Source organism: Pseudomonas sp. UF-293, assembly GCF_058245595.1.
Genome location: NZ_JBSICA010000002.1, coordinates 431,246 through 456,448 on the forward strand (window position 1 = coordinate 431,246; position 25,203 = coordinate 456,448).

General features: G+C 60.5%; 21 protein-coding genes. 12 read left to right on the plus strand and 9 right to left on the minus strand.

The window, feature by feature from the left end; genetic code table 11:
• The first annotated feature begins 8 nt into the window (after window positions 1–8).
• Window positions 9–1,229 (plus strand): 23S rRNA pseudouridine(2605) synthase RluB, encoded by a 1,221-nt coding sequence (gene rluB, locus AC4IHP_RS04425; protein WP_460117419.1) that lies wholly within the window; start codon window positions 9–11, stop codon window positions 1,227–1,229.
• Between the two features lie 231 nt (window positions 1,230–1,460).
• On the opposite strand, the gene AC4IHP_RS04430 is transcribed toward rluB, so the two are convergent.
• Together AC4IHP_RS04430 and AC4IHP_RS04435 are read right to left on the minus strand one after the other, a co-directional pair.
• Complete coding sequence (locus tag AC4IHP_RS04430) at window positions 1,461–2,426, minus strand: M29 family metallopeptidase (protein WP_024012077.1); 966 nt, start codon at window positions 2,424–2,426, stop codon at window positions 1,461–1,463.
• A 71-nt stretch (window positions 2,427–2,497) separates the two neighbouring features.
• A complete protein-coding gene (locus AC4IHP_RS04435) occupies window positions 2,498–2,635 on the minus strand; it encodes a hypothetical protein (RefSeq protein WP_003222780.1) in 138 nt (45 codons plus the stop codon).
• Between the two features lie 892 nt (window positions 2,636–3,527).
• On the opposite strand from AC4IHP_RS04435, the gene AC4IHP_RS04440 reads away from it, so the two are divergent.
• Together AC4IHP_RS04440 and arfB are read left to right on the plus strand one after the other, a co-directional pair.
• The gene (locus tag AC4IHP_RS04440) at window positions 3,528–4,940 is read left to right on the plus strand and encodes an amino acid permease (protein WP_056783743.1); all 1,413 of its coding nucleotides are present in this window, start codon (window positions 3,528–3,530) and stop codon (window positions 4,938–4,940) included.
• Between the two features lie 223 nt (window positions 4,941–5,163).
• Window positions 5,164–5,577 carry an alternative ribosome rescue aminoacyl-tRNA hydrolase ArfB gene (gene arfB / locus AC4IHP_RS04445; RefSeq protein WP_016771119.1) on the plus strand — a complete coding sequence of 138 codons (414 nt, stop codon included), beginning with the start codon at window positions 5,164–5,166 and terminating at the stop codon, window positions 5,575–5,577.
• Here the strand turns inward: arfB and AC4IHP_RS04450 are convergent.
• From AC4IHP_RS04450 to phhA, 6 genes are all read right to left on the minus strand, one after another.
• Complete coding sequence (locus AC4IHP_RS04450) at window positions 5,574–6,761, minus strand: MFS transporter (RefSeq protein ID WP_490830988.1); 1,188 nt, start codon at window positions 6,759–6,761, stop codon at window positions 5,574–5,576. The two genes, arfB and AC4IHP_RS04450, sit on opposite strands and share 4 nt — an antisense overlap.
• Window positions 6,762–6,873: 112 nt before the next feature.
• Complete coding sequence (locus AC4IHP_RS04455) at window positions 6,874–7,056, minus strand: hypothetical protein (protein ID WP_460125264.1); 183 nt, start codon at window positions 7,054–7,056, stop codon at window positions 6,874–6,876.
• 70 nt (window positions 7,057–7,126) lie between these two features.
• Window positions 7,127–7,258, minus strand: coding sequence for a hypothetical protein (locus AC4IHP_RS04460; RefSeq protein WP_016771117.1), 132 nt, complete (start codon window positions 7,256–7,258; stop codon window positions 7,127–7,129).
• 260 nt (window positions 7,259–7,518) lie between these two features.
• The gene (locus tag AC4IHP_RS04465) at window positions 7,519–8,712 is read right to left on the minus strand and encodes an amino acid aminotransferase (protein WP_490830965.1); all 1,194 of its coding nucleotides are present in this window, start codon (window positions 8,710–8,712) and stop codon (window positions 7,519–7,521) included.
• The gene (locus tag AC4IHP_RS04470) at window positions 8,712–9,068 is read right to left on the minus strand and encodes a 4a-hydroxytetrahydrobiopterin dehydratase (RefSeq protein ID WP_490830966.1); all 357 of its coding nucleotides are present in this window, start codon (window positions 9,066–9,068) and stop codon (window positions 8,712–8,714) included. Before AC4IHP_RS04470 ends, AC4IHP_RS04465 begins: the two co-directional genes overlap by 1 nt.
• A 115-nt stretch (window positions 9,069–9,183) precedes the next feature.
• Window positions 9,184–9,975 carry a phenylalanine 4-monooxygenase gene (gene phhA, locus AC4IHP_RS04475; protein WP_490830967.1) on the minus strand — a complete coding sequence of 264 codons (792 nt, stop codon included), beginning with the start codon at window positions 9,973–9,975 and terminating at the stop codon, window positions 9,184–9,186.
• Between the two features lie 392 nt (window positions 9,976–10,367).
• Here phhA and AC4IHP_RS04480 point away from each other — a divergent pair, with 392 nt between their 5' ends.
• The 9 genes from AC4IHP_RS04480 (at window position 10,368) to AC4IHP_RS04520 (ending at window position 24,322) form a co-directional block, all read left to right on the plus strand.
• The gene (locus AC4IHP_RS04480) at window positions 10,368–11,930 is read left to right on the plus strand and encodes a sigma-54-dependent transcriptional regulator (protein WP_460117429.1); all 1,563 of its coding nucleotides are present in this window, start codon (window positions 10,368–10,370) and stop codon (window positions 11,928–11,930) included.
• Between the two features lie 272 nt (window positions 11,931–12,202).
• Window positions 12,203–12,943 (plus strand): flagellar basal body rod protein FlgF, encoded by a 741-nt coding sequence (locus AC4IHP_RS04485; protein WP_016771112.1) that lies wholly within the window; start codon window positions 12,203–12,205, stop codon window positions 12,941–12,943.
• Window positions 12,944–12,988: 45 nt separating this feature from the next.
• Window positions 12,989–13,774 carry a flagellar basal-body rod protein FlgG gene (gene flgG, locus AC4IHP_RS04490; RefSeq protein ID WP_016771111.1) on the plus strand — a complete coding sequence of 262 codons (786 nt, stop codon included), beginning with the start codon at window positions 12,989–12,991 and terminating at the stop codon, window positions 13,772–13,774.
• 51 nt (window positions 13,775–13,825) lie between these two features.
• Complete coding sequence (gene flgH / locus AC4IHP_RS04495; protein ID WP_016771110.1) at window positions 13,826–14,521, plus strand: flagellar basal body L-ring protein FlgH; 696 nt, start codon at window positions 13,826–13,828, stop codon at window positions 14,519–14,521.
• A gap of 27 nt (window positions 14,522–14,548) precedes the next feature.
• The gene (locus AC4IHP_RS04500; protein ID WP_024012083.1) at window positions 14,549–15,637 is read left to right on the plus strand and encodes a flagellar basal body P-ring protein FlgI; all 1,089 of its coding nucleotides are present in this window, start codon (window positions 14,549–14,551) and stop codon (window positions 15,635–15,637) included.
• An 11-nt stretch (window positions 15,638–15,648) separates the two neighbouring features.
• On the plus strand, window positions 15,649–16,965 hold the full coding sequence (gene flgJ / locus AC4IHP_RS04505; protein ID WP_460117431.1) for a flagellar assembly peptidoglycan hydrolase FlgJ: 1,317 nt from the start codon (window positions 15,649–15,651) through the stop codon (window positions 16,963–16,965).
• Between the two features lie 25 nt (window positions 16,966–16,990).
• A complete protein-coding gene (flgK, locus tag AC4IHP_RS04510) occupies window positions 16,991–19,036 on the plus strand; it encodes a flagellar hook-associated protein FlgK (RefSeq protein WP_490830968.1) in 2,046 nt (681 codons plus the stop codon).
• A gap of 13 nt (window positions 19,037–19,049) precedes the next feature.
• The gene (locus AC4IHP_RS04515) at window positions 19,050–20,618 is read left to right on the plus strand and encodes a flagellar hook-associated protein 3 (protein ID WP_490830969.1); all 1,569 of its coding nucleotides are present in this window, start codon (window positions 19,050–19,052) and stop codon (window positions 20,616–20,618) included.
• Between the two features lie 110 nt (window positions 20,619–20,728).
• Window positions 20,729–24,322 carry a glycosyltransferase gene (locus AC4IHP_RS04520; protein WP_490830970.1) on the plus strand — a complete coding sequence of 1,198 codons (3,594 nt, stop codon included), beginning with the start codon at window positions 20,729–20,731 and terminating at the stop codon, window positions 24,320–24,322.
• Window positions 24,323–24,707: 385 nt separating this feature from the next.
• Here the strand turns inward: AC4IHP_RS04520 and AC4IHP_RS04525 are convergent, their stop codons facing one another.
• Window positions 24,708–25,067, minus strand: a complete 360-nt coding sequence (locus tag AC4IHP_RS04525; protein WP_490830971.1) for a hypothetical protein — start codon at window positions 25,065–25,067, stop codon at window positions 24,708–24,710.
• Window positions 25,068–25,203: the final 136 nt, after the last annotated feature.

The window sequence follows — 25,203 nt, forward strand, 5'->3', positions numbered from 1 at the left end:
GTGCCCAGATGAGTGACATCAATCAGAAAGACGACCAGGAAATCGGCCCAGCAGGCGAAAAGCTGCAGAAAGTCCTCGCCCGTATCGGCGTCGGCTCGCGCCGTGACGTCGAAGCCTGGATCAGCCAGGGCCGGATCAAGGTCAATGGCAAAGACGCCACCCTCGGCCTGCGCGTCGACATGCACGACGCCATTACCATCGATGGCAAAGTGATCAAACGCGAAGAGGCGGCCGAATCGGTGCGCCGCGTGATCATGTACAACAAGCCTGACGGCGAGATCTGCACCCGTGACGACCCGGAAGGCCGTCCGACCGTGTTCGACAAACTGCCGCGTCCAAAAGAAGGCCGCTGGATCAACATCGGCCGTCTCGACATCAACACCACCGGTCTGCTGATGTTCACCACTGACGGTGAGTTGGCCAACCGTTTGATGCACCCGTCCTACGAGATGGACCGCGAGTACGCCGTGCGTGTACGCGGTGAGGTCGATGACGAGATGATCGAACGCCTCAAGGCAGGCGTGGTGCTGGAAGACGGTCCGGCGCGTTTTACCGACATTCAACAGGCGCCGGGCGGTGAAGGCTTCAACCACTGGTACCACTGCGTGGTCATGGAAGGGCGCAACCGTGAAGTACGTCGTCTGTGGGAATCGCAGGGTCTGGTGGTCAGCCGTCTGAAGCGTGTGCGTTTCGGTCCGGTGTTCCTCAACTCCGACCTGCCGATGGGTCGCTGGCGCGAAATGAGCCAGTACGAAGTCGACGTGCTCAGCGCCGAAGTCGGCCTGACGCCGGTGGCAATGCCGCAGCTGAATGCCAAGAGCAAGGACAAGCTCGAACGCATGCAGCGCAAATCGTCGCGGCCAATGGCCAAGACCGAGCGCGTGCGTACCCTGCGTCCAGCCGCTGGCGCACCGACCGCGCCGCGCCCGAGCCGTGAGCCGCAGATTGAAGGCGAGCGTCCAGGTCGCAAGCCAGTCGCCCGTGACGGCGAGCGCGCACCGCGTCCGGCCAATGGTCGTACCGAGCGTGGCGAACGCGGCGCTCCTGCCGGTCGCGGTACGCCAGTAGCGGATCGTCCAGCCGATACCACCAATAAGCGCCCGGCCAAACCGGCGCCGAAGCGTCCTGGGATCAAACTGGTCGACGGTGACAAACCCTCGGGCAAGCGTCGCGGCGCCCCGGCCGGTTCCGGTCAGCGCCCGGGTTTTGGACGCAAGAAACCGGAATAAGGCAGCTGTGAGTTACTAGCTGCAAGCTTCGAGCTGAAGCAAAAGCGCCAACCTTAGGGTTGGCGTTTTTTTTCGTCTGGCGAAAGATTTGTATTGCCTGACCCGGCCCCTTCGCGGGCAAGCCCGCTCCCACAGGTTTCATTGGTGAACGTAATATCTGTGAACAACTCAAAACCCTGTGGGAGCGGGCTTGCCCGCGAAGAGGCCAGTAGTAGCACCATCAACTTCAGGCTAGAACACAAATCGCCCATCAAACACCGGCTTGTCATCCAGCGCCAACACCCCACCCGAAAAGATCAGGTCCAGGTGATGACTGCCCTTGGCGCCACCGCCTAATCCAAGATGCAACCCGCAATGTCGCTCCTCAAACCCGGCATTGCGCGCATACAGATCCTTCACGCCTTCGTTGGTGCCAATCCCCAGTTCCTCGATCCGCCGGTTCGACGGGTTGGCGTCCAGGTATTTGTTGAAGTCGTGTTCCAGCCCCGGCACGTCGGTGGCGATGCGGCTGATGGTCGAGTTCTCGATCCACAACTCCAGCGGCGATTCCAGCACGCCGTACTTGCGCGCGAACGGGATGGTGCTGAGGAAGGTGCCCTTGAACTTCACGTGGCCATTGATGGCTTCGCTGTGGGTGGCGATTTCCCCGGGAGCGAGGTCGAAGTTGCCGACGCCGTTGATGTCGGTCCACTTCTTGATGCTGCTCATCGGCGTTTCGAACCATGAGCCGTGGTCATCCTTGAAACTCAGCGTGGTCGCTTGGGACATGCGTTGGATCAGGTGACTGTTGAGCCCGGCGATGCGCTGTGGGGTGATGCTGAAAGTGTCGTAGAAATAGTCGCCGTAATCCTTGAACAGCAGCGACTTCTTCCAGTTTTCCGCCATCACCGCTTGCAGCGCACGAACGAACTCCGGGCCGTCGGGGCGTGGGTTGGGCAGGGTGGAAGAGTCGTAGAAGAAAATGTACAGATCGCTGTCGGCAATCGCCTCGGACAGCGCTGCGGTGCTTTCCAGGTCCAGACGCCGGGCGCTGAACTGAAAGCGCGGATGCTCGCCGGCCTGTTCGGCAATGGCGCCGGTCAGGGCTTCGTAGTCGGCGGTGTGGCCGAGCATGACCTTCGCCGAGTCGAGGCCGGCAAGGGCAGGGTGATGTTCGAGGTAGTAAAGGAAATGCGAGATGGCGCGGGGCTTGTCCATGAATCCTCCCTGACTGACCGGGAAATGAAGCGGCAGGCACGACCGGCCGGACCGTGCCTGCCCGGGATATCTTACAGAGGCCACATCGCCGTGCCGAACGGAACCACCGCGTCGGCTTGCATCATTTCCACAGCGGCCTCATGGGTTGGCGCTTCAAACCATTCGTCCAGTTGCAGTTCGGTATCCAAGTCTTTTTCCAGTGCTTGCATGGTCGATCTCCTAGAGAATTTCACGGTTTATGACTGACCGGTCGAGGTGGCCGGTGAGACGTGAAAAACCTAGTTGAGGGTTTTTTGGATTGCAAAAATTTATCCATTTAATTTTTAAATAGACTTTTTGTTCTGTTTTTAGGAATGAGTTTTCTTGTTTTAAAACAGAAAACTGGATTGGTGGATTCAATAGCAAGCTAGCGACCGTCAAGAAGCAGACGTCCTTCGGATATTTCTGATTCGGAAAATTTACGTTACGCGTTGTAAAGAAAACCTGACGATCTTGGCCCGCCCACGTGGTCATTTCCCGTCTCGCTCTCCGTTGTAAGGAAAAGCTTCCGTAACCGGCCGGAGCGTGCGCCACGCAGGGCTCTGGCGCGCTTGTTTCAAGCGTTCAGGCAAGGTGTGATGCGCCCCATGCCTGTCGTGCAGGCGAATAACAAGAAGGAGGCGCAATGAACGCCGCGACTGATTTCCACTTCTCCCCGTGGGACGGTTTTTTCCTCGTCCCCGCCGATGGCCTGCAAAGGCCTGACTCAGATTTTGCAGCCGCTCGAGACTGTCGAGGCGGACACACGCAATCCCGGCAACCGACACGCTGATCAGGCGGGTCTGGCAGCAGGGGGTTAGCGGTGTACAATGCGCCGCGTTTTAACTGTGACCCTCTGCGTAATCGCAAAAATCTCGAGGCTATCCGCCTTGTTCACTCCGCCGCGCCACAAGCGTGCCGGGTTCGATTTCGTCACAGATAAAAACAAACAGGTGACGCATGACCGTTGTAAATGAGCTGAACTCCTGGTGCCTGCGCTGGGGTTTGATCGGGGCTGCCTGAAATCGCAACCTTGCAGCAACGTCTACTGAACATCATCAAACCTTGCGTGAGACCTTTTTCATGAGTGGACAACCCTCGCAATCAGGCGAGCTGAAACGCGGCCTGAAAAATCGCCATATTCAACTGATCGCCCTCGGTGGCGCGATCGGTACCGGATTGTTCCTCGGTTCTGCCGGGGTACTGAAATCCGCCGGGCCGTCGATGATCCTCGGCTACGCCATCTGCGGCTTCATCGCCTTCATGATCATGCGCCAGCTCGGCGAAATGATCGTCGAAGAGCCGGTGGCCGGCTCCTTCAGCCATTTCGCGCACAAGTACTGGGGCGGTTTCGCCGGTTTCCTCTCGGGCTGGAACTGCTGGATTCTGTACATTCTGGTGGGCATGTCGGAGCTGACAGCGGTTGGCAAGTACATCCATTACTGGGCGCCGGACATCCCGACCTGGGTCTCCGCTGCCGCATTCTTCGTGCTAATCAACGCGATCAACCTGGCCAACGTCAAAGTCTTCGGTGAGGCCGAATTCTGGTTTGCGATCATCAAGGTCGTGGCCATCGTCGGCATGATCGCCCTGGGCAGCTACTTGCTGGTCAGCGGCCACGGCGGCCCGCAAGCCTCGGTGAGCAACCTGTGGTCCCACGGCGGTTTCTTCCCCAATGGGGTGAGCGGTCTGGTGATGGCCATGGCGATCATCATGTTCTCCTTCGGCGGTCTGGAAATGCTCGGTTTCACCGCTGCTGAAGCCGACAAACCGAAAACCGTGATCCCGAAAGCGATCAACCAGGTGATCTACCGCATCCTGATTTTCTACATCGGCGCGCTGGTGATCCTGCTGTCGCTGACCCCGTGGGACAGCCTGCTGGAAACCCTCAACGCATCCGGCGATTCCTACAGCGGCAGCCCGTTCGTCCAGGTGTTTTCGATGCTCGGCAGCAACACCGCCGCGCACATCCTCAACTTCGTCGTGCTGACCGCCGCGCTGTCGGTATACAACAGCGGCACCTACTGCAACAGCCGCATGCTGCTGGGTATGGCCGAGCAGGGCGATGCGCCGAAAGGCCTGGCGAAGATCGACAAGCGCGGCGTGCCGGTGCGCTCGATTCTGGCTTCGGCGGCAGTGACGCTGGTTGCCGTGTTGCTCAACTATCTGATCCCGCAACACGCGCTGGAACTGCTGATGTCGCTGGTGGTTGCGACGCTGGTGATCAACTGGGCGATGATCAGCTACTCGCACTTCAAGTTTCGCCAGCACATGAACCAGACCAAGCAGACGCCGCTGTTCAAGGCGCTGTGGTATCCGTACGGCAACTTCGTCTGCCTGGCGTTCGTGGTGTTCATCCTCGGCGTGATGCTGCTGATCCCGGGGATTCAGATCTCGGTGTACGCGATTCCGGTGTGGGTGGTGTTCATGTGGGTCTGCTACCTGATCAAGAACAAGCGCAGTGCCCAGCAGGCGCTGCCAGTGATCGCCAAGTAACCGCTCAAGCAGAAACAGCAAACCCGGCCAAGTGCCGGGTTTGTTGTTTTGAAATGGAAAAATCTGGCACCACACCGAACCCTGTGAGAGCGAGCCTGCTCGCGAAAGCGGGCCATCAGAAACATCTGCATCGACTGACACACCGCCTTCGCGAGCAGGCTCGCTCCCACAGAGGTTGAGTGAATCAGGTTATCCTGCACCCTCTGATTACGGACGCTTTTCCATGCTGGTGATTTCCAACAACGTGCATCTGCCGGATGCCGAGATCGAATTGACCGCCATCCGCGCGCAAGGCGCCGGTGGGCAGAACGTCAACAAGGTTTCCAGCGCCATGCATTTGCGCTTCGACATTCCCAACTCGTCATTGCCGGAGTTCTACAAGGAGCGCCTGCTGGCACTGCGTGACAGCCGTATCACCAGCGATGGCGTGCTGATCATCAAGGCGCAGCAATATCGCACCCAGGAAGCCAACCGCGCCGATGCGCTGGAGCGGCTGGTCGAGCTCATTCTCAGTGCCACCAAAGTCGAAAAGAAACGCCGTCCGACCAAACCGACCCTCGGCTCGAAAAAGCGTCGACTGGAATCGAAAACCAAGCGCGGCAGCATCAAGGCCGGGCGCGGCAAAGTGGACTTCTAGACTTCGCGATACTTCGCCGTGTGCTTGTACAGATAAACGCTCAAGCCAAGTCCGCTCAACGCCGCGAAGGCTGCGAACAGAAAGATCGAAGCAAAGCCGAATCCTGCTGCGATCGCCCCGGCCAACGGCCCGGTGATCCCCAGCGACAAATCAATGAACAGCGAATAGGCACCGACCGCCGCGCCACGGCTCGAGGCCGGCACCAGATTCACTGCTTCCACGCCCAGCGCCGGGAACACCAGCGAGAAGCCAAAGCCGCTCAGCGCCGCGCCGGCCAATGCCCAGTGTGCATCCGGTGCGATCCACAGCAACAACAACCCCAATGTTTCCACCGACAGGCAGGCGATCGCCACGCGGAACCCACCGAGGCGGTTGATCAGGTTGCCGAACAGCAGCCGCGCGCCGATGAAGCTGGCGCCGAACAGGCTCAGGCACAGCACGGCGTTGTCCCAGTGCTGGGTCGCGTAATACAGGGTGATGAAAGTGGCAATGGTGCCGAAGCCGATCGAACCCAGCGCCAGCCCGCAGCCATGCGGGAAGACTTTGCCGAGCACATGCATGAACGGCAGACGTTCACCGACAACAATCGGCGCAGCGGTTTTTGGCCATGCCAGCGCCAGACCGAGCAAAGCGAGAAGGATGATGCTCACGCCCATGCTCCACAAACCCAGCCGGCTCACCAGCCAGACACCGAACGGCGCACCGATCGCCAGGGCGCCGTAACTGGCGATGCCGTTCCAGGAAATCACCTTGGCGGTATTCGCCGCGCCGACGCGGCCGATGCCCCAGCCAATCGAGCCGGAGCCGACTAGGCTTTCCGCGCTGCCCAATACCAGACGGCCGATCAACAGACTGATCAGGCTCAGCAGCGGCAGGTTCGGCGTCCACGCCGAAATCAGCATGAACACACCGCTCAAGCCGCAACCAGCGAGGCCGATCATCACTGCGCGTTTGCTGCCCTGGTTGTCGATGATCTTGCCGGCATACGGGCGGCTGAGCAGGGTGGCGAGGTATTGCACGCTGATCACCAGCCCGGCGATGACTGCGCCGAAACCAAGATCGCTGTGGACGTAACCCGGCAACACGGCGAGCGGGATGCCGATGTTCAGGTAACCGATAAAGGTGAAGAGGACGATGGAAACCACTTGCAGCGTAACCGCCAGCGGGCGCTGGGGTTCGGATATAGACGACATGGGTAACGATCCACGGGAGCAGCAGATTAGATAGGCTGCTCATGATACCGGCGTGAACCGCTCAGGGGCGTGGAAAAGTAAAACTATTTGCCGGGCGGCGTTTTCAGGATTTCGCCGGAGCGACCAATTGCGTGGTGACGAGGGCGGCGAGGGCGTTTTCTTCGCTGCCGAAACGCTCGAGCAGCGCAGCCTGTTTCTCGGGCGAGAGGCGATTCCAGATCTCGATCATTTTCTCGGTGGTGCCGATCAGCACGGCAGCTTGGCTTTCGGAGAATTCGTCGGTCATGGCGGGCTCGGGTTTCAGGCAGTGTGGAAAGCGCATGTTAGCGCTTTCCACACGGTCTGTACGGCGGGTCTTACTCTTCGCTGTCGGCTTTGCGGCTGTCAGCGGCTTCTTGCGGCTCGGGCTTTTCGGCGCCGGCGTGTTGCGGGGTCGTCTGCTCAGGTACGTGCAGGCTTGGGAAGGGGAGATTGGGAATCTCGTGCATGGGTGCGCTCCTCGCTAAGTCTGTTGATAGATCAGGTGCTCCGCGCTTTACAAAGCCTGCGCAGGATACAGCAGGAAAAATGACAATCAGACTTTTAATTCAAATTAATGCGACAGATGGCCGCAGGGAGGAAGCCAGAAGGTCACCGCAGAAACAAATGTAGGAGCTGCCGAAGGCTGCGATCTTTTGATCTTGTATTTAAAAGCAGAATCAAAAGATCGCAGCCTTCGGCAGCTCCTACAGGTTATTGCAGTGTCTGACTACTTGCAGGCGTCAGCGATGGCTTCGGCCAGCAAGGCGAGGCGGGTGGCGTCGATGCCGGCGACGTTGGCCCGGCCTGAGCTGACCATGTACACGCTGTGCCGCTCGCGCAGGTGTTTAACCTGTTCCGGCGACAGGCCGGTGTAGGAGAACATCCCGCGTTGCACGCCAATGTGCGCAAAACGCTCGCGCAAACCGTGGGGTTCCAGTGCCTCGACCAAGCCGCTGCGCAACTGCGCGATCCGCAAGCGCATGGCTTCCACTTCATCAGCCCAGCGCGCTTTCAGCTCTGGGTCGGCGAGGATGGTTGCGACCACCGCCGCACCGTGATCCGGCGGCGTCGACCACAGGTTGCGGGCGATGTTGGCCAGTTGGCTGCGGATGTCGATGAGCTTGTCGGCGCTGGTCGCGCAGACGATCAGCGCACCGGTGCGGTCGCGGTACAGGCCGAAGTTCTTCGAGCAGGAACTGGTGATCAGCAGCTCCGGCACTTGTGCCGCGAACAGCCGGGTCGACCAGGCGTCCTGCTCCAGGCCATCACCAAAACCCTGATAAGCGAAGTCGATCAGCGGCAGCAGATCGCGGCTGCGCACCACTTCCAGCACGCGCTTCCAGTCGTCATGGCTCAGGTCGAAACCGGTCGGGTTGTGGCAGCAGGCATGCAGCAGCACGACGTCACCCTTCGGCACTTCCTTGAGCACGGCGAGCATGGCTTCGACGTCGAGGCGGTTGTCACTGCCGACGTACGGGTAGTGGCTGACCTTGACCCTGGCGGCGGCGAAAATGGTTTCGTGAATCGGCCAGGTCGGGTTGCTCAACCACACGCCCTTGCCGGGCAGGCATTGCGCAATGAAGTCTGCCGCCAGCCGCAAGGCACCGGTGCCGCCCGGGGTCTGGGTGGCGCCGGCGCGTTGTTCGGCGATCAATGCCGAGTCGCTACCGAGCACCAGTTCATTGATGACCTTGCCGAACAGCGCGTTGCCGTGGCCACCGATGTACGTCTTGGTGTCCTGGCTTTCGACCAGTCGCGCTTCAGCGATTTTCACCGCCTCGGGGATTGGCGTCAGGCCCTGGGCATCTTTATAGACGCCAACGCCGAGGTCGAACTTGCGCGGATTGGCATCCTGCGCATAGGCCTCCATCAAACCGAGAATCGGGTCGCCGGGGACCCGGCCGATGGCGTCGAAGTGCATTACTTGCGTCCTTCTGCGGTCTTGGCCACTTCGTCAGTGCGCGCGGCCATGATGAAGTCGTTGCGGTGCAGGCCTTTGATCGAGTGGCTCCACCAGGTCACGGTGACTTTGCCCCACTCGGTCAGCAGACCCGGGTGGTGACCTTCGGCTTCGGAAATCTCGCCCACGGCGTTGGTGAAGGCCAGCGCGTGTTTGAAGTTCTTGAACAGGAAAACTTTCTCCAGCTGCATGATGCCGTCGCGTACTTCGATGTTCCAGTCAGGGATCTGCTTGATCAGGACCGGCAGTTCTTCGTCGCTGACTTGTGGCGCATCGGCGCGGCAGGCTTCGCAGTGGGCTTGGTTCAAAGTCGACATGGTGTATTCCTGAAAACGAGTGTGTTTTTTATTAAAGCGCGTGTGCCGTCAATGCCGTCACGCTAAAGCAAAGTGGCGGCGACGGACAGACGCAATTGTCAGCAAAAGGCGCGGTTCAGGCGGCTTTGGGTTTCGGCGGAAATTTCGGCGCGTGCAAGCCCAACTGCATGCCCTTACGAACCATGGCCATGATGTCTTCATGGGCCACGTCGAACAGGCGCTTGAGATTGGGCAGGACGAAGTACAGCGGTTGCAGGATGTCGATGCGATACGGCGTGCGCATGGCTTCCAGCGGATCGAAGCGCTGATGCTCGGGCTCGTCCGACAGGCAGTAAACGGTTTCTTTGGGTGAAGACAGAATCCCGCCGCCGTAGATGCGCTTGCCGTGCGGGGTGTCGACCAGACCGAATTCGATGGTCATCCAGTACAGCCGCGCCAGATACACGCGCTCTTCCTTGGTCGCTTGCAGGCCGAGCTTGCCGTAGATGTGGGTGAATTCGGCGAAATACGGGTTGGTCAGCAGCGGGCAGTGGCCGAAGATCTCGTGAAAGATGTCCGGCTCTTGCAGATAGTCGAGTTCTTCACGGGTACGAATGAACGTGGCGACGGGGAATTGCTTGCTGGCGAGCAATTCGAAAAAGGTCTGGAAGGGAATCAGCGCTGGCACCCGGGCAACCTGCCAGCCGGTGGTCTCGCCGAGGACTTTGTTGATCTCGGCCAGTTGCGGGATGCGGTCGTGGGGCAGACCGAGTTTTTCGATACCGTCCAGGTATTCCTGGCACGCGCGACCTTCAATCACCTTCAATTGGCGAGTGATCAGCGTGTTCCACACCGCATGTTCTTCGGCGGGGTAGTCGATAAAACCTTGCGCATCGGGCTCGCGAGCCACGTATTGCGTCTGCTTCATGCTGCTCTCCTGCTAGGAAATTCGTTTTTGTTATGTCCAGCGATGGCTAAAGGAATACCCGAGAGTGACAGGGCGTGCAGCATGTTGACTGGCGTGTGCGTAGGAAAATTCGGCTCGTTTCGTAAAGTTATCGTTACGCTTTGTCGGGTAATGCGCATTTACGGTGATTGGCGGGTTTGAAAAGGGTCGGGGCTGTCACATAATCTTGACAACTATCTGCGTGCCTCGGCAGAAAAATCTGCCCCGGGCGCGCCACAAAACCCTGTGGGAGCGAGCCTGCTCGCGAAAGCGGTCTGTCTGACACATCGATGTTGAATGTGCTGGCGCCTTCGCGAGCAGGCTCGCTCCCACAAGGACATGTGTTTACCTCTCAAACCTGTCGGGCCTTTTCTATGCGCATCAAAGTCCACTGCCAGAACCGCATCGGCATCCTGCGCGACATTCTCAATCTGCTGGTGGCGTACGGGATCAACGTCGCGCGCGGTGAGGTTGGCGGTGAGCATGGCAACGCGATCTACCTGCACTGCCCGAACCTGATCAACATCCAGTTCCAGGCGTTGCGGCCGAAATTCGAGGCAATCGGCGGGGTGTTCGGGGTCAAGCGCGTCGGGCTGATGCCCAGCGAGCGCCGGCATATGGAGTTGAATGCGTTGCTCGGCGCGCTGGAATTTCCGGTGCTGTCGATCGATATGGGCGGCTCGATCGTCGCGGCCAACCGCGCGGCAGCGCAGTTGCTCGGGGTGCGCGTCGATGAGGTGCCGGGGATTCCGCTGTCGCGGTACGCCGAGGATTTCGATTTGCCGGAACTGGTGCGCGCCAACAAGTCGCGAATCAACGGCATGCGGGTCAAGGTCAAGGGCGACATCTTTCTTGCCGACATCGCGCCGCTGCAATCGGAGCACGATGACAGCGAGGCTATGGCCGGCGCCGTATTGACGCTGCACCGCGCCGATCGGGTCGGCGAGCGTATCTACAATGTGCGCAAACAGGAACTGCGTGGCTTCGACAGTATTTTCCAGAGTTCGAAAGTCATGGCCGCTGTGGTCCGCGAAGCGCGACGCATGGCGCCGCTGGATGCGCCGCTATTAATAGAAGGCGAAACCGGCACGGGCAAGGAACTGCTCGCGCGCGCCTGTCACCTTGCCAGTCCGCGCGGACAGTCACCGTTGATGGCGCTCAACTGCGCCGGGTTGCCGGAATCAATGGCCGAGACCGAACTGTTCGGCTACGGCCCCGGCGCCTTCGAAGGTGCGCGGGCCGAAGGCAAGCTTGGTCTGCTGGAGCTGACCGCTGGCGGCACGCTGTTTCTCGATGGCGTCGGCGAGATGAGTCCGCGTTTGCAGGTCAAATTGCTGCGCTTTCTTCAGGACGGTTGCTTCCGTCGCGTTGGCAGTGATGAAGAGGTGTATCTGGACGTGCGGGTGATCTGCGCCACCCAGGTGGACTTGTCCGAACTGTGCGCGCGGGGCGAGTTTCGTCAGGATCTCTATCACCGCTTGAACGTGCTGTCGCTGCACATCCCGCCGCTGCGCGAGTGCCTCGACGGTCTGACGCCGCTGGTTGAACATTTCCTCGATCAGGCCAGTCGGCAGATCGGCTGCCCGCTACCGAAGTTGGCCCCGGCGGCGATGGACCGCCTCAGCCATTACCACTGGCCGGGCAATGTGCGGCAACTGGAGAACGTGTTGTTCCAGGCGGTTTCGTTGTGCGACGGCGGTAAGGTCAAGGCTGAACATATCCGCCTGCCGGATTACGGCGTGCGTCAGCCACTTGGCGATTTTTCTCTCGACGGAAGTCTGGACGAGATCGTCGGGCGTTTCGAGAAAGCGGTGCTGGAGCGCTTGTATTCCGAGCATCCGAGCAGTAGGCAACTGGGCAAGCGGCTGGGTGTTTCGCACACCACCATTGCCAATAAGTTGCGTGAGTATGAGGTGGGTAAAGACAGCGGAGCTTAAGATCAAAAGATCGCAGCCTTCGGCAGCTCCTACATTTGGAACGCGGTTGCCTGTAGGAACTGCCGAAGGCTGCGATCTTTTGATCTCTTGCCGCGAAGCGGCATGACACCGCCGGTTTTTCGTCTTCTACCTATTTCAGATTCCCCCTCTGATCTCCTCAAGTCCCTTGTTTACCGGGCCTTCGCCCCCCAATAAAAAGTTGGTCTGCAAATTGCTTATGGCTGAGCAGTACAGCGGTGGGCGGCAAACGTCCGGCATGCAGAGGAAACACTGTGGACAAGTACCTTTATGTGGCAATGACCGGCGCCAGCCAGAACGCACTGGCGCAGCGGGCGCATGCCAACAACCTGGCGAACATTTCCACCAACGGCTTCCAGCGCGACCTCGAGCAGGCGCGTTCGATGCCGGTGTTCGGTGACAGCTTTCCGGCGCGCGCGTTTGCCATGAGCGAACGTCCCGCCACCGACTTCACGCCGGGCTCGCTGGTGCAGACCGGTCGTGAACTCGACGTCGCGGTATCCGGCAACGGTTTCATCGCCGTGCAAAACCCCAGCGGTGGTGAAAGCTACGTGCGTACCGGCAGCCTCAACATCGACGCCCTCGGCGTACTGCGCGCCGGCAACGGCATGCCGGTGATCGGTAACGGCGGCCCGATCGCCGTGCCGCCCGAGCAGCAGGTCGAAGTAGGCGAAGACGGCACCATCAGTATTCGCGCGATGGGCGAAGGCCCCCGCGTCATGGCCGAAGTCGACCGCATCAAGCTGGTCAACCCGGACATCAAGAACATGAACAAAGGTCTCGACGGTTCGATTTACACCAAGGACGGCCAGCCGGCGCAAGCCGACGCCAACGTCAAACTGGTCTCGGGTTTCCTCGAGTCGAGCAACGTCAATGCCGTGGAAGAAATGACTTCGGTGCTGGCCCTGGCCAAGCAGTTCGAGTTGCACGTCAAGATGATGAACACCGCCAAAGACGACGACCAGGCCATGGCTCGGGTCTTGCAGATCAGCTAATTATCAGAACGTCGCGCCGTAAAACAGGCGCACGAGGAGAATCGAATGCTTCCGGCTCTATGGGTTGCCAAAACCGGTCTGTCCGCCCAGGACACCAACCTGACCACCATTTCCAACAACCTGGCGAACGTTTCGACCACGGGTTTCAAACGTGACCGTGCCGAGTTCCAGGACCTGCTGTATCAGATCAAGCGTCAGCCAGGCGCCCAGTCGACCCAGGACAGCGAACTGCCGTCGGGTCTGCAAGTGGGTACCGGTGTGCGCATTGTCGGCACCCAGAAGAACTTCACCGCCGGCAGCCTGCAAACCACCGAGCAGCCGCTGGACATGGCCATCGACGGTCGCGGTTTCTTCCAGATCCTGCAGCCGGACGGCACCACGTCCTACACCCGTGACGGTACTTTCCACCTCGACTCCAATGGCCAGATCGTCAATGCCAGCGGTTTCGCTCTGGAACCGGCGATCATCATCCCGAACGATGCGCAGACCTTCACCGTCGGCCGTGACGGCACCGTGTCGATCACCATCGCCGGCAACCCGGCGTCGCAAGTGATCGGTAACCTGCAGACCGCCGATTTCATCAACCCGGCCGGCCTGCAAGCCGTGGGCAACAACCTGTTCCTGGAAACCGCTGCTTCCGGTGCGCCGCAAATCGGCACCCCGGGCCTGAACGGTTTCGGTACCACGCTGCAGAACACCCTGGAAACGTCCAACGTCAGCACCGTTGAAGAGATGGTCAACATGATCACCACTCAACGCGCCTACGAGATGAACTCCAAGGTGATCTCCACCGCCGACCAGATGCTCTCGTTCGTAACGCAGAATCTGTAATCCAGTCTTTGGGGCGGCCTGAGGTCGCCAGCAACACCGTGAGGTAGGGTCATGAAGCGCTTTGTATCTGTTCTGGCATTGAGCGGGGTCGTCTCGCTCGCGGGTTGCGTCGCCCCGACGCCCAAGCCCAATGACCCTTACTACGCCCCGGTGTTGCCGCGCACACCGTTGCCGGCGGCTGCCAACAACGGCTCGATCTATCAGGCCGGCTTCGAGCAGAACCTGTACAGCGACCGCAAGGCGTTCCGGGTCGGTGACATCATCACCATCACCCTGAACGAGCGCACCCAGGCGAGCAAGAACGCCAACTCGCAGATGGACAAGAACAGCGATAACTCGATCGGTCTGACCTCGTTGTTCGGCTCCAGCCTGACCACCAATAACCCGATCGGTGGCGGTGACCTGAGCCTCAACGCCGGCTACAGCGCCGACCGTTCGACCAAGGGCGACGCCAAGTCCGGGCAGAGCAACAGCCTGACCGGTTCGATTACCGTGACCGTGGCCGACGTGCTGCCCAACGGCATCATCGCCGTGCGTGGCGAGAAGTGGCTGACGCTCAATACCGGTGACGAACTGGTGCGCATCGCCGGCATGGTTCGCGCCGATGACATCGCGACCGACAACACCGTGTCGTCGACCCGCGTCGCCGATGCACGCATCACCTACTCGGGTACCGGCGCGTTTGCCGATACGAGTCAGCCAGGCTGGTTCGACCGTTTCTTCCTCAGCCCGCTGTTCCCTTTCTAGGTGGCTACGTTGAATCTGAAAAGCCTTATGGTGGCCGCGTTGTTGATGTCTGCGGCGTTCACCGCACACGCCGAGCGGCTGAAAGACATCGCCAGCATTTCCGGCGTGCGCTCCAACCAGTTGATCGGTTACGGCCTGGTGGTCGGGCTTAACGGCACCGGTGACCAGACGACGCAGACCCCGTTCACCCTGCAGACCTTCAACAACATGCTCTCGCAGTTCGGCATCAAGGTGCCGCCGGGATCGGGCAACGTGCAGTTGAAGAACGTCGCGGCGGTGTCGGTGAGTGCCGATCTGCCGGCGTTCGCCAAGCCAGGTCAGCAAGTCGACATCACTGTGTCTTCGATCGGTAACTCCAAGAGCCTGCGCGGCGGCACTTTGTTGCTGACGCCACTCAAGGGTATCGACGGCAACGTCTATGCGATCGCTCAGGGCAACCTTGTGGTTGGCGGTTTCGACGCTGAAGGCCGTGACGGCTCGAAGATTACCGTCAACGTTCCGTCGGCCGGTCGCATCCCTGGCGGTGCGTCGGTGGAACGTGCAGTACCGAGCGGTTTCAATCAGGGCAACAGCCTGACGCTGAACCTCAACCGCTCCGACTTCACCACCGCCAAGCGCATCGTCGACAAGGTCAACGACATGCTCGGCCCTGGCGTCGCACAAGCCATCGACGGCGGTTCGGTGCGGGTCACTGCGCCGCTGGATCCGAGCCAGCGCGTCGACTACCTGTCGATCCTGGAAAACCTTGAAATCGATCCGGGTCAGGCGGTGGCGAAAGTCATCATCAACTCGCGCACCGGCACCATCGTCATCGGCCAGAACGTGAAAGTGTCGCCAGCCGCCGTGACCCACGGCAGCCTGACCGTGACCATCACCGAAGACCCGATCGTCAGTCAGCCGGGCCCGCTGTCCAACGGCCAGACCGCCGTCGTGCCGCGCTCGCGGGTGAATGCCGAACAGGAAGCCAAACCGATGTTCAAGTTCGGCCCGGGCACCACCCTCGACGAGATCGTGCGTGCGGTGAACCAGGTCGGCGCAGCACCGGGTGACCTGATGGCAATTCTTGAAGCTCTGAAGCAGGCCGGCGCATTGCAAGCCGACCTGATCGTGATCTGAGGCCGGCCACCATGGATATGCGCAAAAGCGGTCTGGTCAGCAGCAGCGATTCGGGGTCCTACTCGGACCTCAATCGACTGAATCAGCTCAAGGTCGGCGACAAGAACAGCGACGAAAACATGCGCAAGGTGGCGCAGGAATTCGAGTCGCTGTTCCTCGGCGAAATGCTCAAGTCGATGCGTTCGGCCACCGAAGCGCTCGGCCAGGACAATCCGCTGAACACACCGGCGGCCAAGCAGTATCAGGAAATGTACGACCAGCAATTGGCGGTGTCCATGTCGCGGGAGGGCGGTGGTATCGGCCTGGCCGACGTGCTGATCCGGCAGATGTCGAAGAACAAACCGATGGCGCCGGGCGAGGCTGCAGCCGCGTCCGCCGCCAAGCAGCAGGAAGCACTGGCCAAGGCCGCCGCCGTGCCGACGCCGATTGCCGCCGGCACCGTCGCCACCAACGGTCCGCTGTCTCGCGTAAACGGCGAGCGCCCACTGTGGGCATCGCGCTCGGTGCACGCGCCGAGCACCGATATTTCCCATCGCAACGACATGGCGCTGATCAATCAGCGGCGTCTGGCGCTGCCGCCGAAACTGGCCGATCGCTTGCTCGCAGGCCTGGTGCCATCGGCGCCGAGCGTGGCCACTGCCAGCACTGCGGCCGCAGCGACCAACGCCTTGCCGCAACGGGCTGCGACTACCGCCGTCACAGGCTCCGGCGCGTTGTACAACGGCGACTGGCTGGCCCGTGCCGAAGAGCAGAAAGCTGCCGGCGGGCAGATGCAGGTCTACGGCCGCGCCATGGCGCAGATTCCGCTGGCACCGGCGAAGAAGGCCTTCAGTTCCGCCGACGAATTCGTCAACACCATGTTGCCGATGGCCAAGGAAGCCGCCGACCGCATCGGCGTCGATCCGCGTTATCTGGTGGCGCAAGCGGCACTGGAAACCGGCTGGGGCAAATCGGTCATGCGCGCCCAGGACGGCAGCAGCAGCCACAACCTGTTCGGCATCAAGGCGAGCAGCAACTGGAAGGGCGATTCGGCCCGCGCGATCACCAGCGAGTTCCGCAATGGCGCGATGGTCAAGGAGACGGCCGAGTTCCGTTCCTATGCCTCGTACAAGGACAGCTTCCACGATCTGGTGACGTTGCTGCAGAGCAACAATCGCTATCAAGAAGTGCTGAAGTCGGCCGATAACCCAGAACAGTTTGTACGCGAGTTGCAGAAGGCCGGTTACGCCACCGACCCGAACTACGCGACGAAGATTTCGCAAATTGCCAAGCAGATGAACAGTTTTGAAAACTACGCTGCGGCGGGTGTCTCCACCACGCCTTTATAAGGCACCAGGTAATAAGGTCTGAACCATGAGTTTGCTCAATATCGGGATGTCGGGACTGTCGGCCAGCCAGTCCTCTCTGGCTACGACAGGCAACAACATTGCCAACGTCGACACCGCCGGTTATTCACGTCAGCAAACCGTGCAGGGCACCAAGTCCTCGCAGCAGTACGGCAGCGTTTTCATCGGCACGGGCACGACCCTGGCTGACGTGCGCCGGGTGTACAACTCGTACCTGGAATCGCAGCTGCACACCGCGACTTCGCTGGACAGCGAATCGGCCGCGTTCCTCAAGCAGGCGACGCCGCTGGACGCCATGCTGTCGGACACCAACACCGGCCTGACCGGCGTGTTGCAGAAATTCTTCACCTCGATGCAGGGCGTATCGACGTCGGCCACCGATGACACCTCGCGTCAGTCGGTGCTGACCGGTGCGCAGGCACTGACCAGCCGTTTCAACACCCTGGCCAAGCAGCTCAACGATCAGAACACCACGATCAACGGCAGCCTCGGCGACATGACCGCCCAGGTGAACAAGCTCGCCACGGCGATCGCCAATCTCAACCAGAAGATCGGCGAAATCTCCACCAGTGGCGGGGCGCCGAACGACCTGCTCGACAGCCGTAACGAAGCCGTGCGTCAGCTCTCCGAGCTGACCGGTGCCCAGGTCGTCGAGCGCGGCACCAGTTTCGACATCTATGTCGGCAGCGGCCAGCCGCTGGTCATCGGCAACACCACCAACAGCCTGAGCATGGTCGCGAGCAAGACCGACCCGTCGCGCATGTCGATCCAGATGGATCGCGGTTCGAGCACCATCGACATCACCTCGGTAATCAGCGGTGGCGAAATCGGCGGTCTGCTGACCTATCGCAAGGAAGTCCTCGACCCATCGCTCAACGAGCTCGGTCGCGTGGCCCTGGTGATTGCCGATCAGATCAACAGCCAGCAAGCACAGGGCATCGACAAGAACGGTGACTTCGGCGCGGCGATTTTCAACAACATCAACAGTGCCGCCCTGATCAGTCAGCGCAGCATTGCGAAGGATGGCAACAGCGCCGGTTCGGGCAACCTCGATGTGACCATCAAGGACACCGGCAAGCTGACCACCAGCGATTATCAAGTGACCTTCACCAGCGCCACCGATTACACCGTCAAGCGTTCCGACGGCACCGATCTGGGCGCATTCAGCACCACGACCAATCCGCCGCCAGTGATCGACGGCTTCACCCTGGCCTTGAATGGCGGCGCGCTGAGCGCGGGTGATTCGTTCAAGATCACGCCGACCCGCAATGCGGCGGCGAGCATTCAGACGGTCCTGACCGATCCGAAGAAAATCGCTGCGGCCGGTCCGCTGACCGGTGTCGCCAGCGCCAACGGTCTGGGCGCTTACACCCAGCCGACGCTCAGCGACAAGATCGATATCTACAACCCGACCGCCCAGGCCGACATGCAGGCGGCGCTGAAGAATTCGACACCAGTCAAACTGGTGTTCGGCGCAGCCAGCGGTGGCAGCCAGTCGTACAACCTGGTCGACGCCAAGGGCGCGACCATTGGCACCGGCACCATCGTGCCCGGCCAGTCGAACACGCTGAATCTGAAAGTCGGCATTGTCGATGCCAGCGGCAACCCGGTGATGGACACGACCGTCACGCCGAACGTGCAGAAGACCTTCACCGTGCAGACCACCGTGGGCGGCACGCCGAAAACCGGCGAAACCTTCACCATGAACCTGACCGGCGCGGCGTCTTCGGACAACCGCAATGCCCAGGCACTGGTCGCGTTGCAAACCAAACAGACCGTGGACACCGGTTCGGCGAGCAAGGGCATCAGCCTGACTGACGCCTACAACACCCTGGTGACCAACGTCGGTACCAAGACCGCCCAAGGCAAGTCCGACAGCGCCGCGACCACGGCGATTCTGGAGAACGCCAAGGGTGCCCGCGATTCGCTTTCCGGGGTCAACCTGGACGAAGAAACCGGCAACCTGGTCAAGTACCAGCAGTACTACACAGCGTCTTCGCAGATCATCAAAGCTGCGCAGGAAACTTTCGCCACGCTGATCAACAGCCTTTAAGGAGTCGTAATTCATGCGCATTTCCACCGCCCAGTATTACGGAACGCAAGCTTCGGATTATCAGCGTAACTTCAACAAGGCTGTCGCCACCGCGAGCGAGGCGAGCAGCCTGCAGCGCATCAACACCGCCGCCGATGATCCGATCGGTGCCGGGCGCTTGCTGCAGCTGGGTCAGCAGGCGGCGATGCTTGATCAGTACAAGACCAACGTCAACACCACCAAAAGTGCCTTGACCGTGCAGGAGTCCACGCTGGATTCGATCACCACGGCGTTGGCGCGAGCCAAGGAACTTGCGCTGGCCGCGAACAACGGCACGATCACCGACAAGGATCGCCAGGCGTACGCCTCGGAACTGGGTGAGATCCAGCAACAAGTGCTGGGCCTGATGAACGCCAAGGATGCCAACGGCAACTACCTGTTCTCCGGTTCGAAAACCGACACCGCGCCGTATTCGAAGAATTCTGACGGCACGTTCAGCTACAACGGCGACCAGACCACTATCGATCTGGGCATCGGCGACGGCATGACCGTGGGTACCAACACCACCGGTTGGGACGCGTTTCAGCAGACCATCAACACCGGCCGCACCAACACCAAGATGATCGCGCCAGCCGTCGATGACGGCCGTGTCGTGCTGTCCAACGGCACCGTCGGCACTGTTGCCACCTACGATGCCAAGTTCACTGCCGGGCAGCCGTATACCGTCGATTTCGTCAGCAGCACCCAGTTGAAGATCACCGATGCGCTGGGCAACGATGTGACTGCCGAGGCCAGCCAGAATGGCTTGATCAGCAACAGCAGCGGCGCCAACCAGACTGTCAGCTTCCGTGGTGTCGACCTTAAACTGAACGTCAACCTGAAGGCTGGCGATACCAATCCGGACGCCGTTATCGCAGGTCACAGCTTCCAGCTGTCGGCCTCGCCGGACTCGTTCACCACCACGCGTAATCCGGGTAACCCGTCGACCAGCGTGATCACCGGTTCGACCATCACCGATCAGGCAGCCTACACCGCAGCGTTCCCGCAGGGCGGCGCAGTGCTCAAGTTCACCAGCGCCACCGATTTCGATCTGTATGCCGCGCCAGTGACTGCCGACAGCAAGCCGGTTTCCTCGGGCACGGTGGCCGCCGGTAACGCCACCGCTGCCGGGGTGACCTTTGCACTGGGCAACACGCCGGCCGCTGGTGACCAGTTCTCGATCCAGCCCAACAATCATCAGACCCAGAACGTGCTCGACACCCTGGGCCAGATGATCACCGCGTTGAATACGCCAGTCGACGGTGACCCGGTTGCCAAACAGAAATTGCAGGGCGCGATGGAGGCAGGTCTCGGTAACATCGATGCCGCTTCCAATCAGATCGGCACGGCGGTGACCACCATAGGTGCGCGCGGCCAGGCGCTGGACATGCAGACCATCACCAACGACAGCCTGACCACGGCGAACAGCACGACCCAGGGTTCGATCCGTGATTCCGATCCGGCTGAAGTCATGACCCGTCTGACCCTGCAACAGACCATGCTGCAAGCCGCGCAACTGGCGTTCAGCAAGATCAGTCAGTTGGGTCTGTTCAACAAGATCTGATGGTTAGCGGGCGCGTGCGCGCCCGCCTAACGTTATCCCTCTGTTAATGATTTTTTGCGGTATCAAGGGCTCGTTTTTCCGAGCGGGCTCGTACCGCCTGTGAGCCCGCCGTGAATTCACTTCCTCTCGTCAGCATTGCCATTCCCGCGTTCAAACCGCGCTTTTTCGAGCGGGCATTGAACAGCGCCGTCAGCCAGACATACGCACCCCTTGAGATCATTGTCTGCGATGACAGTCGTGGTCATGAGATCGAAGGGATTGTCAGCGCTGTGGCCGAGCGCTCGGGTGTTGCCGTGCGCTATGTGCGCAACCCGCGCACATTGGGGATGGTCGGCAATCTCAAGGCGTGCCTTGATCAGGCGCAGGGTGAATTCGTCAAGTTCATGTGTGACGACGACCATCTCTATGCCGCCTGCATCGAGCAGCAGGCGCACGAGATGTTGCGTGAGGAGGTCAGCCTGGTGCTGGCTCAGCGGCTGTTCTGGGACGCCGACGACATCATTCTGCCGGCGCGCCTGGAAAACACCTCGTTGTCACCGGCCAGCGGTCTGTTCAAGGGTGACGACCTGCTGGGCATCTTCGAGAAATTTCCGGTCAATGTACTGGGCGGTTTCTCCAGCGCCTTGTTCCGTCGTTCGGACCTCGCCGAATTGTTGCCGGCGCTGACTCAGGACGGCCACTGCTTTGTCGCCACCCTGGATTTCGCCTTGTACGTATGCCTGCTGCGGCGCGGCAATCTGGCGATGTCGAACACCGTGCTCAGTGCCGAGCGGCTTTACCCGGAGCGCTTGAGTGCTCAGCAGCCGATGAAAGACGCGGTTGAGGTCGAGCGCGAGTGGATTCTGCAAATGCTCAAGGCGCGCAGCGGCGAGTCGGCCCCGGCGCCGGGCTGGGTACGCTATGTCCCGCTGACCAAGGCTGACGTAATGCCGCGCGTCTGGGAAGAGCTGCCTCTGAGCCGTACGCTGGGTACCAAGCAGAGTCGCCAGGAGTGGTGCGTCGGCATCGATAGCTGGAGCTTCGCCGAACTCTATGCGCATTGGCTGCAATGCCGCAGTCTCACTGAAGGGCAGCGCAGGTTACTGCCGGAAACTCTGGCCGCCTGGCCACAACAGCCGCGAATAGTGCCGATCGTGATTGACGCCCAAGGCAGTCGCGATGGAGTCGAGCGCACGCTTGAGGCGCTTGCTCGGCAGGACTATGCGCCTGAACTGATTCTGGTGCTGTCCGCTTCCTGTAACGAGGCGACGCTGGACGGGCGCGTGTTCCACATGCCACTGGAAGGTGACGGGCTGGGTCAGATCAACGCTCTGTTGCCCCAACTGGAGGGCGCTGACTGGTTCTACCTGTTGCAGGCCGGTGACCGGCTGATGGTGCCGGCCTTGCTGGTCATGGCTGACCGGATTGCGCACTCGCCGTCGCTCGGTTGCGTGTATAGCGATGAAGGCGGTCTGCGCGATGGTGAATCCGTGGAACCGGCTTTCAAACCCGATTTCAACCTTGATCTGATGCGCAGCTACCCGTATGTCGGGCGTGCCTTGGCGTTCAAGCGCGAACGCTTTCTGGCACTGGGTGGTTTTGACACGACGTTCACCGAACTGGCTCCTCACGACATGCTCTGGCGCATGGTCGAAAGCGACGGCACCCAGGTGATCGGGCATGTCGCCGAAGTGCTGCTGGAGTCGCCATTCGATCTGTCGCGATGGTTGGCCGAGCCCGGCGTCATCGAACAGAATCCTCGTGTGCTCGAAGCGCATCTGCGACGCATCGGCGTTGCCCACGAAATCCGCAGTGGCAGCTGCCAGTTGCTCAATCGTGTCGACTATCGGCACGCGCGCCGTCCGCTTGTGTCGATCATCATCGTCACCCGGGATCAGACTGCTGCCTTGCAACGGTGTGTCGAGACCGTGCTGGAAAAAACCGCCTACGCCGAATACGAGCTGCTGCTGGTCGACAACGGTAGTGAAACCGCTGAGGCCAGAGCATGGCTGGACGGCATCGCGCAGTTGGGTGGCGACCGAATCCGCGTGCTGACGTACCCGCAGCCGGACAACATGGCTGCCCTGCATAATTTTGCCGTGACCAAGGCTCGTGGCGACTATGTGCTGCTGCTCAATACCTTTGCGGTGATCACCCACGCCGACTGGCTGGACGAACTGCTCAATCATGCGCAGCGCCCGGAAGTCGGTGTGGTCGGCGCCAAGTTGTTCAACCCGGATGGGTATGTGCTGCACGCCGGCATGATTCTGGGGATGCAGGGCGCGGTCGGGCTGCCATTTTATGGGCAGTCGCTGCAGTCTGACGGTTATATGTTCCGCCTGCAGGCCGCCCACGATCTGAGTGCAGTCGGCGGTGATTGCCTGATGGTGCGCAAGGCGGTTTTCGAGTCGGTGTCAGGGCTTGATGAAGAGGATTTGAAGCAGGCGCTGAACGTGGTGGATCTGTGCCTGCGCATCGGCCAGGAAGGCTACCTGGTAGTGTGGACGCCTTATGCCTTGCTGGCTCAGGGCGTGCGACCGACTGTCGAGTCAACCGCTGAAGAAAGCCAGCAACATTTGCACGAGCAGGAGACCTTCTACAAGCGCTGGCTGCCGCGCATTGCCCGCGATCCGGCGTTCAACGTCAACCTGTCCCTGCAGGGTGTCGGAGCGACCAGTTTCAGCCTTGAGCCGGGCCTGCGTACGGGGTGGACTGCTTTTTCCCGGCCGCAATTGCCCAACGTACTCGCCGTACCGATCAACGCCTCAGCGATTGGCCATTACCGCATGAGTCAGCCACTGATAGAGCTGGAAGCGGCGAACCGGGCCGAAGGGTGCATTCGCTACGGCTTGCCGTCGATCATTGAAATCGAGCGTCAGTCGCCGGATGTCATCGTCCTGCAAGGGCGCTACTCCCAGGGCGCGATCGATGAAATCCCGCCGCTGAAAAAGTTCTGCCGTGCCCGGCGCATCTTCGAGCTGGATGACTATGTGATCGATGTTCCGCATCGCAACGCGCATATCCGCAACATGCCCGACAAGCAGGAAATGGAACGGATGGTGCGCCGGGCGATCAGCCTGTGCGACCGCGTGGTGGTGTCGACTCAACCACTGGCCAATGCGCTGTCGGACATGCACCACGACATTCGCGTAGTCCCCAACATGCTTGCGCAGAACCTCTGGACCGGTCTGCGGGGGCAGCGCCGCACCTCGAAAAAACCTCGCGTCGGTTGGGGCGGAGGCACCAGCCATCATGGCGATCTGGCGGTGATTGCCGATGTCGTGCGTGAGCTGGCCAACGAAGTTGACTGGGTATTCTTCGGCATGTGCCCGGATGACCTGCGTCCGTACATGCACGAATTCCACGGGGTGATTCCTCTGGACGTCTATCCGGCCAAGCTGGCCAGTCTGAACCTCGACCTGGCCCTGGCACCGTTGGAGTTCCATATCTTCAACGACTGCAAGAGCAACCTGCGTTTGCTGGAATACGGCGCCTGTGGTTACCCGGTCATCTGCACTGACACTGAAGCCTATCAGGGCTACCTGCCGTGCACGCGGGTGAAGACCAACAGCACTGATGAATGGCTGCAGGCGATTCGCATGCATCTGGCCGACCCTGATGCCAGCTATCGCATGGGTGACGAGCTGCATGAGGTGGTCATGCGCGATTATGTGTTGCGTGGGGACAATCTGCGGTATTGGGAGAATGGCTGGCTGGCGGATTGATCGGTTATATAGGCCTTTTGGGATTGCCTTTTTTTTGGGCCTTGGCGGCCTTTGGGCCGACCAGGCTGTTGGGGTTTTGGGTGTATATCCGTTGCTTGGGTAGCGGCTGCTGGCGGTTTCGCCCTTACGGCGAGTCACCTTTTTCAAACGCCAAAAAGGTAACCCAAAACGCTTGCTCCTACGTTCGGCCCTCGCAGGCTCGGGTTCCTTCGCTCCGGGACTGATCCGGGCGCAGCGGCTACGGTTTGCTTCGCTGCACCTCCTTCCGCTGTGTCTGGCTGCGCCAGACGGTCGCTGCGCTCCCACGCCCGGATCAATCCCTCCACTCAGCCTTCCGACGTCGCCGGTGGATCAAAAGCAAGATCAAAAGCACTCGAGCTTGCGCTCATTGTTGAGTGGGGCGGCTTTGCCGCGGGCAGCTGCGCTGCTTTGCTTTGCTTTGCTTTGCTTTTGCTTTTGCTTTTGTGGGAGCGAGCCTGCTCGCGAAGGCGGCCTGCCGAGCAACCCATTTCTCCCAAATGCCCACGATCCAACTGTAGGAGCTGCCGAAGGCTGCGATCTTTTGCTCTTGCTCTTGCTCTTGCTCTTGCTCTTGCTCTTGCTCTTTGCTCTTGCTCTTGCTCTTGCTCTTGCTCTTGCTCTTGCTCTTGCTCTTGCTCTTGCTCTTGCTGTTCTGTGGGAGCGAGCCTGCTCGCGAAGGCGGCCTGACCGCCGACCCATTTCTTGCTGGATGCACGCGATCCAACTGGAGCTGCCGAAGGCTCGGGCCGCGATCGGACGATCTTTGCTCTGGCTTTTGATCTCTTGCCCCTTCACGCCCTCAGCCTGTCCATCAGCCTGTTGCCACTTCTCCCGAAGCCTCTATCAGCTATCTCCCAAAA

Coding starts and splice junctions, on each gene's coding strand:
- rluB (WP_460117419.1), top strand. CDS start 9: ATGAGTGACATCAATCAGAAAGACGACCAGGAAATCGGCCCAGCAGGC.
- AC4IHP_RS04430 (WP_024012077.1), bottom strand. CDS start 2,426: ATGGACAAGCCCCGCGCCATCTCGCATTTCCTTTACTACCTCGAACAT.
- AC4IHP_RS04435 (WP_003222780.1), bottom strand. CDS start 2,635: ATGCAAGCACTGGAAAAAGACTTGGATACCGAACTGCAACTGGACGAA.
- AC4IHP_RS04440 (WP_056783743.1), top strand. CDS start 3,528: ATGAGTGGACAACCCTCGCAATCAGGCGAGCTGAAACGCGGCCTGAAA.
- arfB (WP_016771119.1), top strand. CDS start 5,164: ATGCTGGTGATTTCCAACAACGTGCATCTGCCGGATGCCGAGATCGAA.
- AC4IHP_RS04455 (WP_460125264.1), bottom strand. CDS start 7,056: ATGACCGACGAATTCTCCGAAAGCCAAGCTGCCGTGCTGATCGGCACC.
- AC4IHP_RS04460 (WP_016771117.1), bottom strand. CDS start 7,258: ATGCACGAGATTCCCAATCTCCCCTTCCCAAGCCTGCACGTACCTGAG.
- AC4IHP_RS04465 (WP_490830965.1), bottom strand. CDS start 8,712: ATGCACTTCGACGCCATCGGCCGGGTCCCCGGCGACCCGATTCTCGGT.
- AC4IHP_RS04470 (WP_490830966.1), bottom strand. CDS start 9,068: ATGTCGACTTTGAACCAAGCCCACTGCGAAGCCTGCCGCGCCGATGCG.
- phhA (WP_490830967.1), bottom strand. CDS start 9,975: ATGAAGCAGACGCAATACGTGGCTCGCGAGCCCGATGCGCAAGGTTTT.
- AC4IHP_RS04480 (WP_460117429.1), top strand. CDS start 10,368: ATGCGCATCAAAGTCCACTGCCAGAACCGCATCGGCATCCTGCGCGAC.
- flgG (WP_016771111.1), top strand. CDS start 12,989: ATGCTTCCGGCTCTATGGGTTGCCAAAACCGGTCTGTCCGCCCAGGAC.
- flgH (WP_016771110.1), top strand. CDS start 13,826: ATGAAGCGCTTTGTATCTGTTCTGGCATTGAGCGGGGTCGTCTCGCTC.
- AC4IHP_RS04500 (WP_024012083.1), top strand. CDS start 14,549: ATGGTGGCCGCGTTGTTGATGTCTGCGGCGTTCACCGCACACGCCGAG.
- flgJ (WP_460117431.1), top strand. CDS start 15,649: ATGGATATGCGCAAAAGCGGTCTGGTCAGCAGCAGCGATTCGGGGTCC.
- flgK (WP_490830968.1), top strand. CDS start 16,991: ATGAGTTTGCTCAATATCGGGATGTCGGGACTGTCGGCCAGCCAGTCC.
- AC4IHP_RS04515 (WP_490830969.1), top strand. CDS start 19,050: ATGCGCATTTCCACCGCCCAGTATTACGGAACGCAAGCTTCGGATTAT.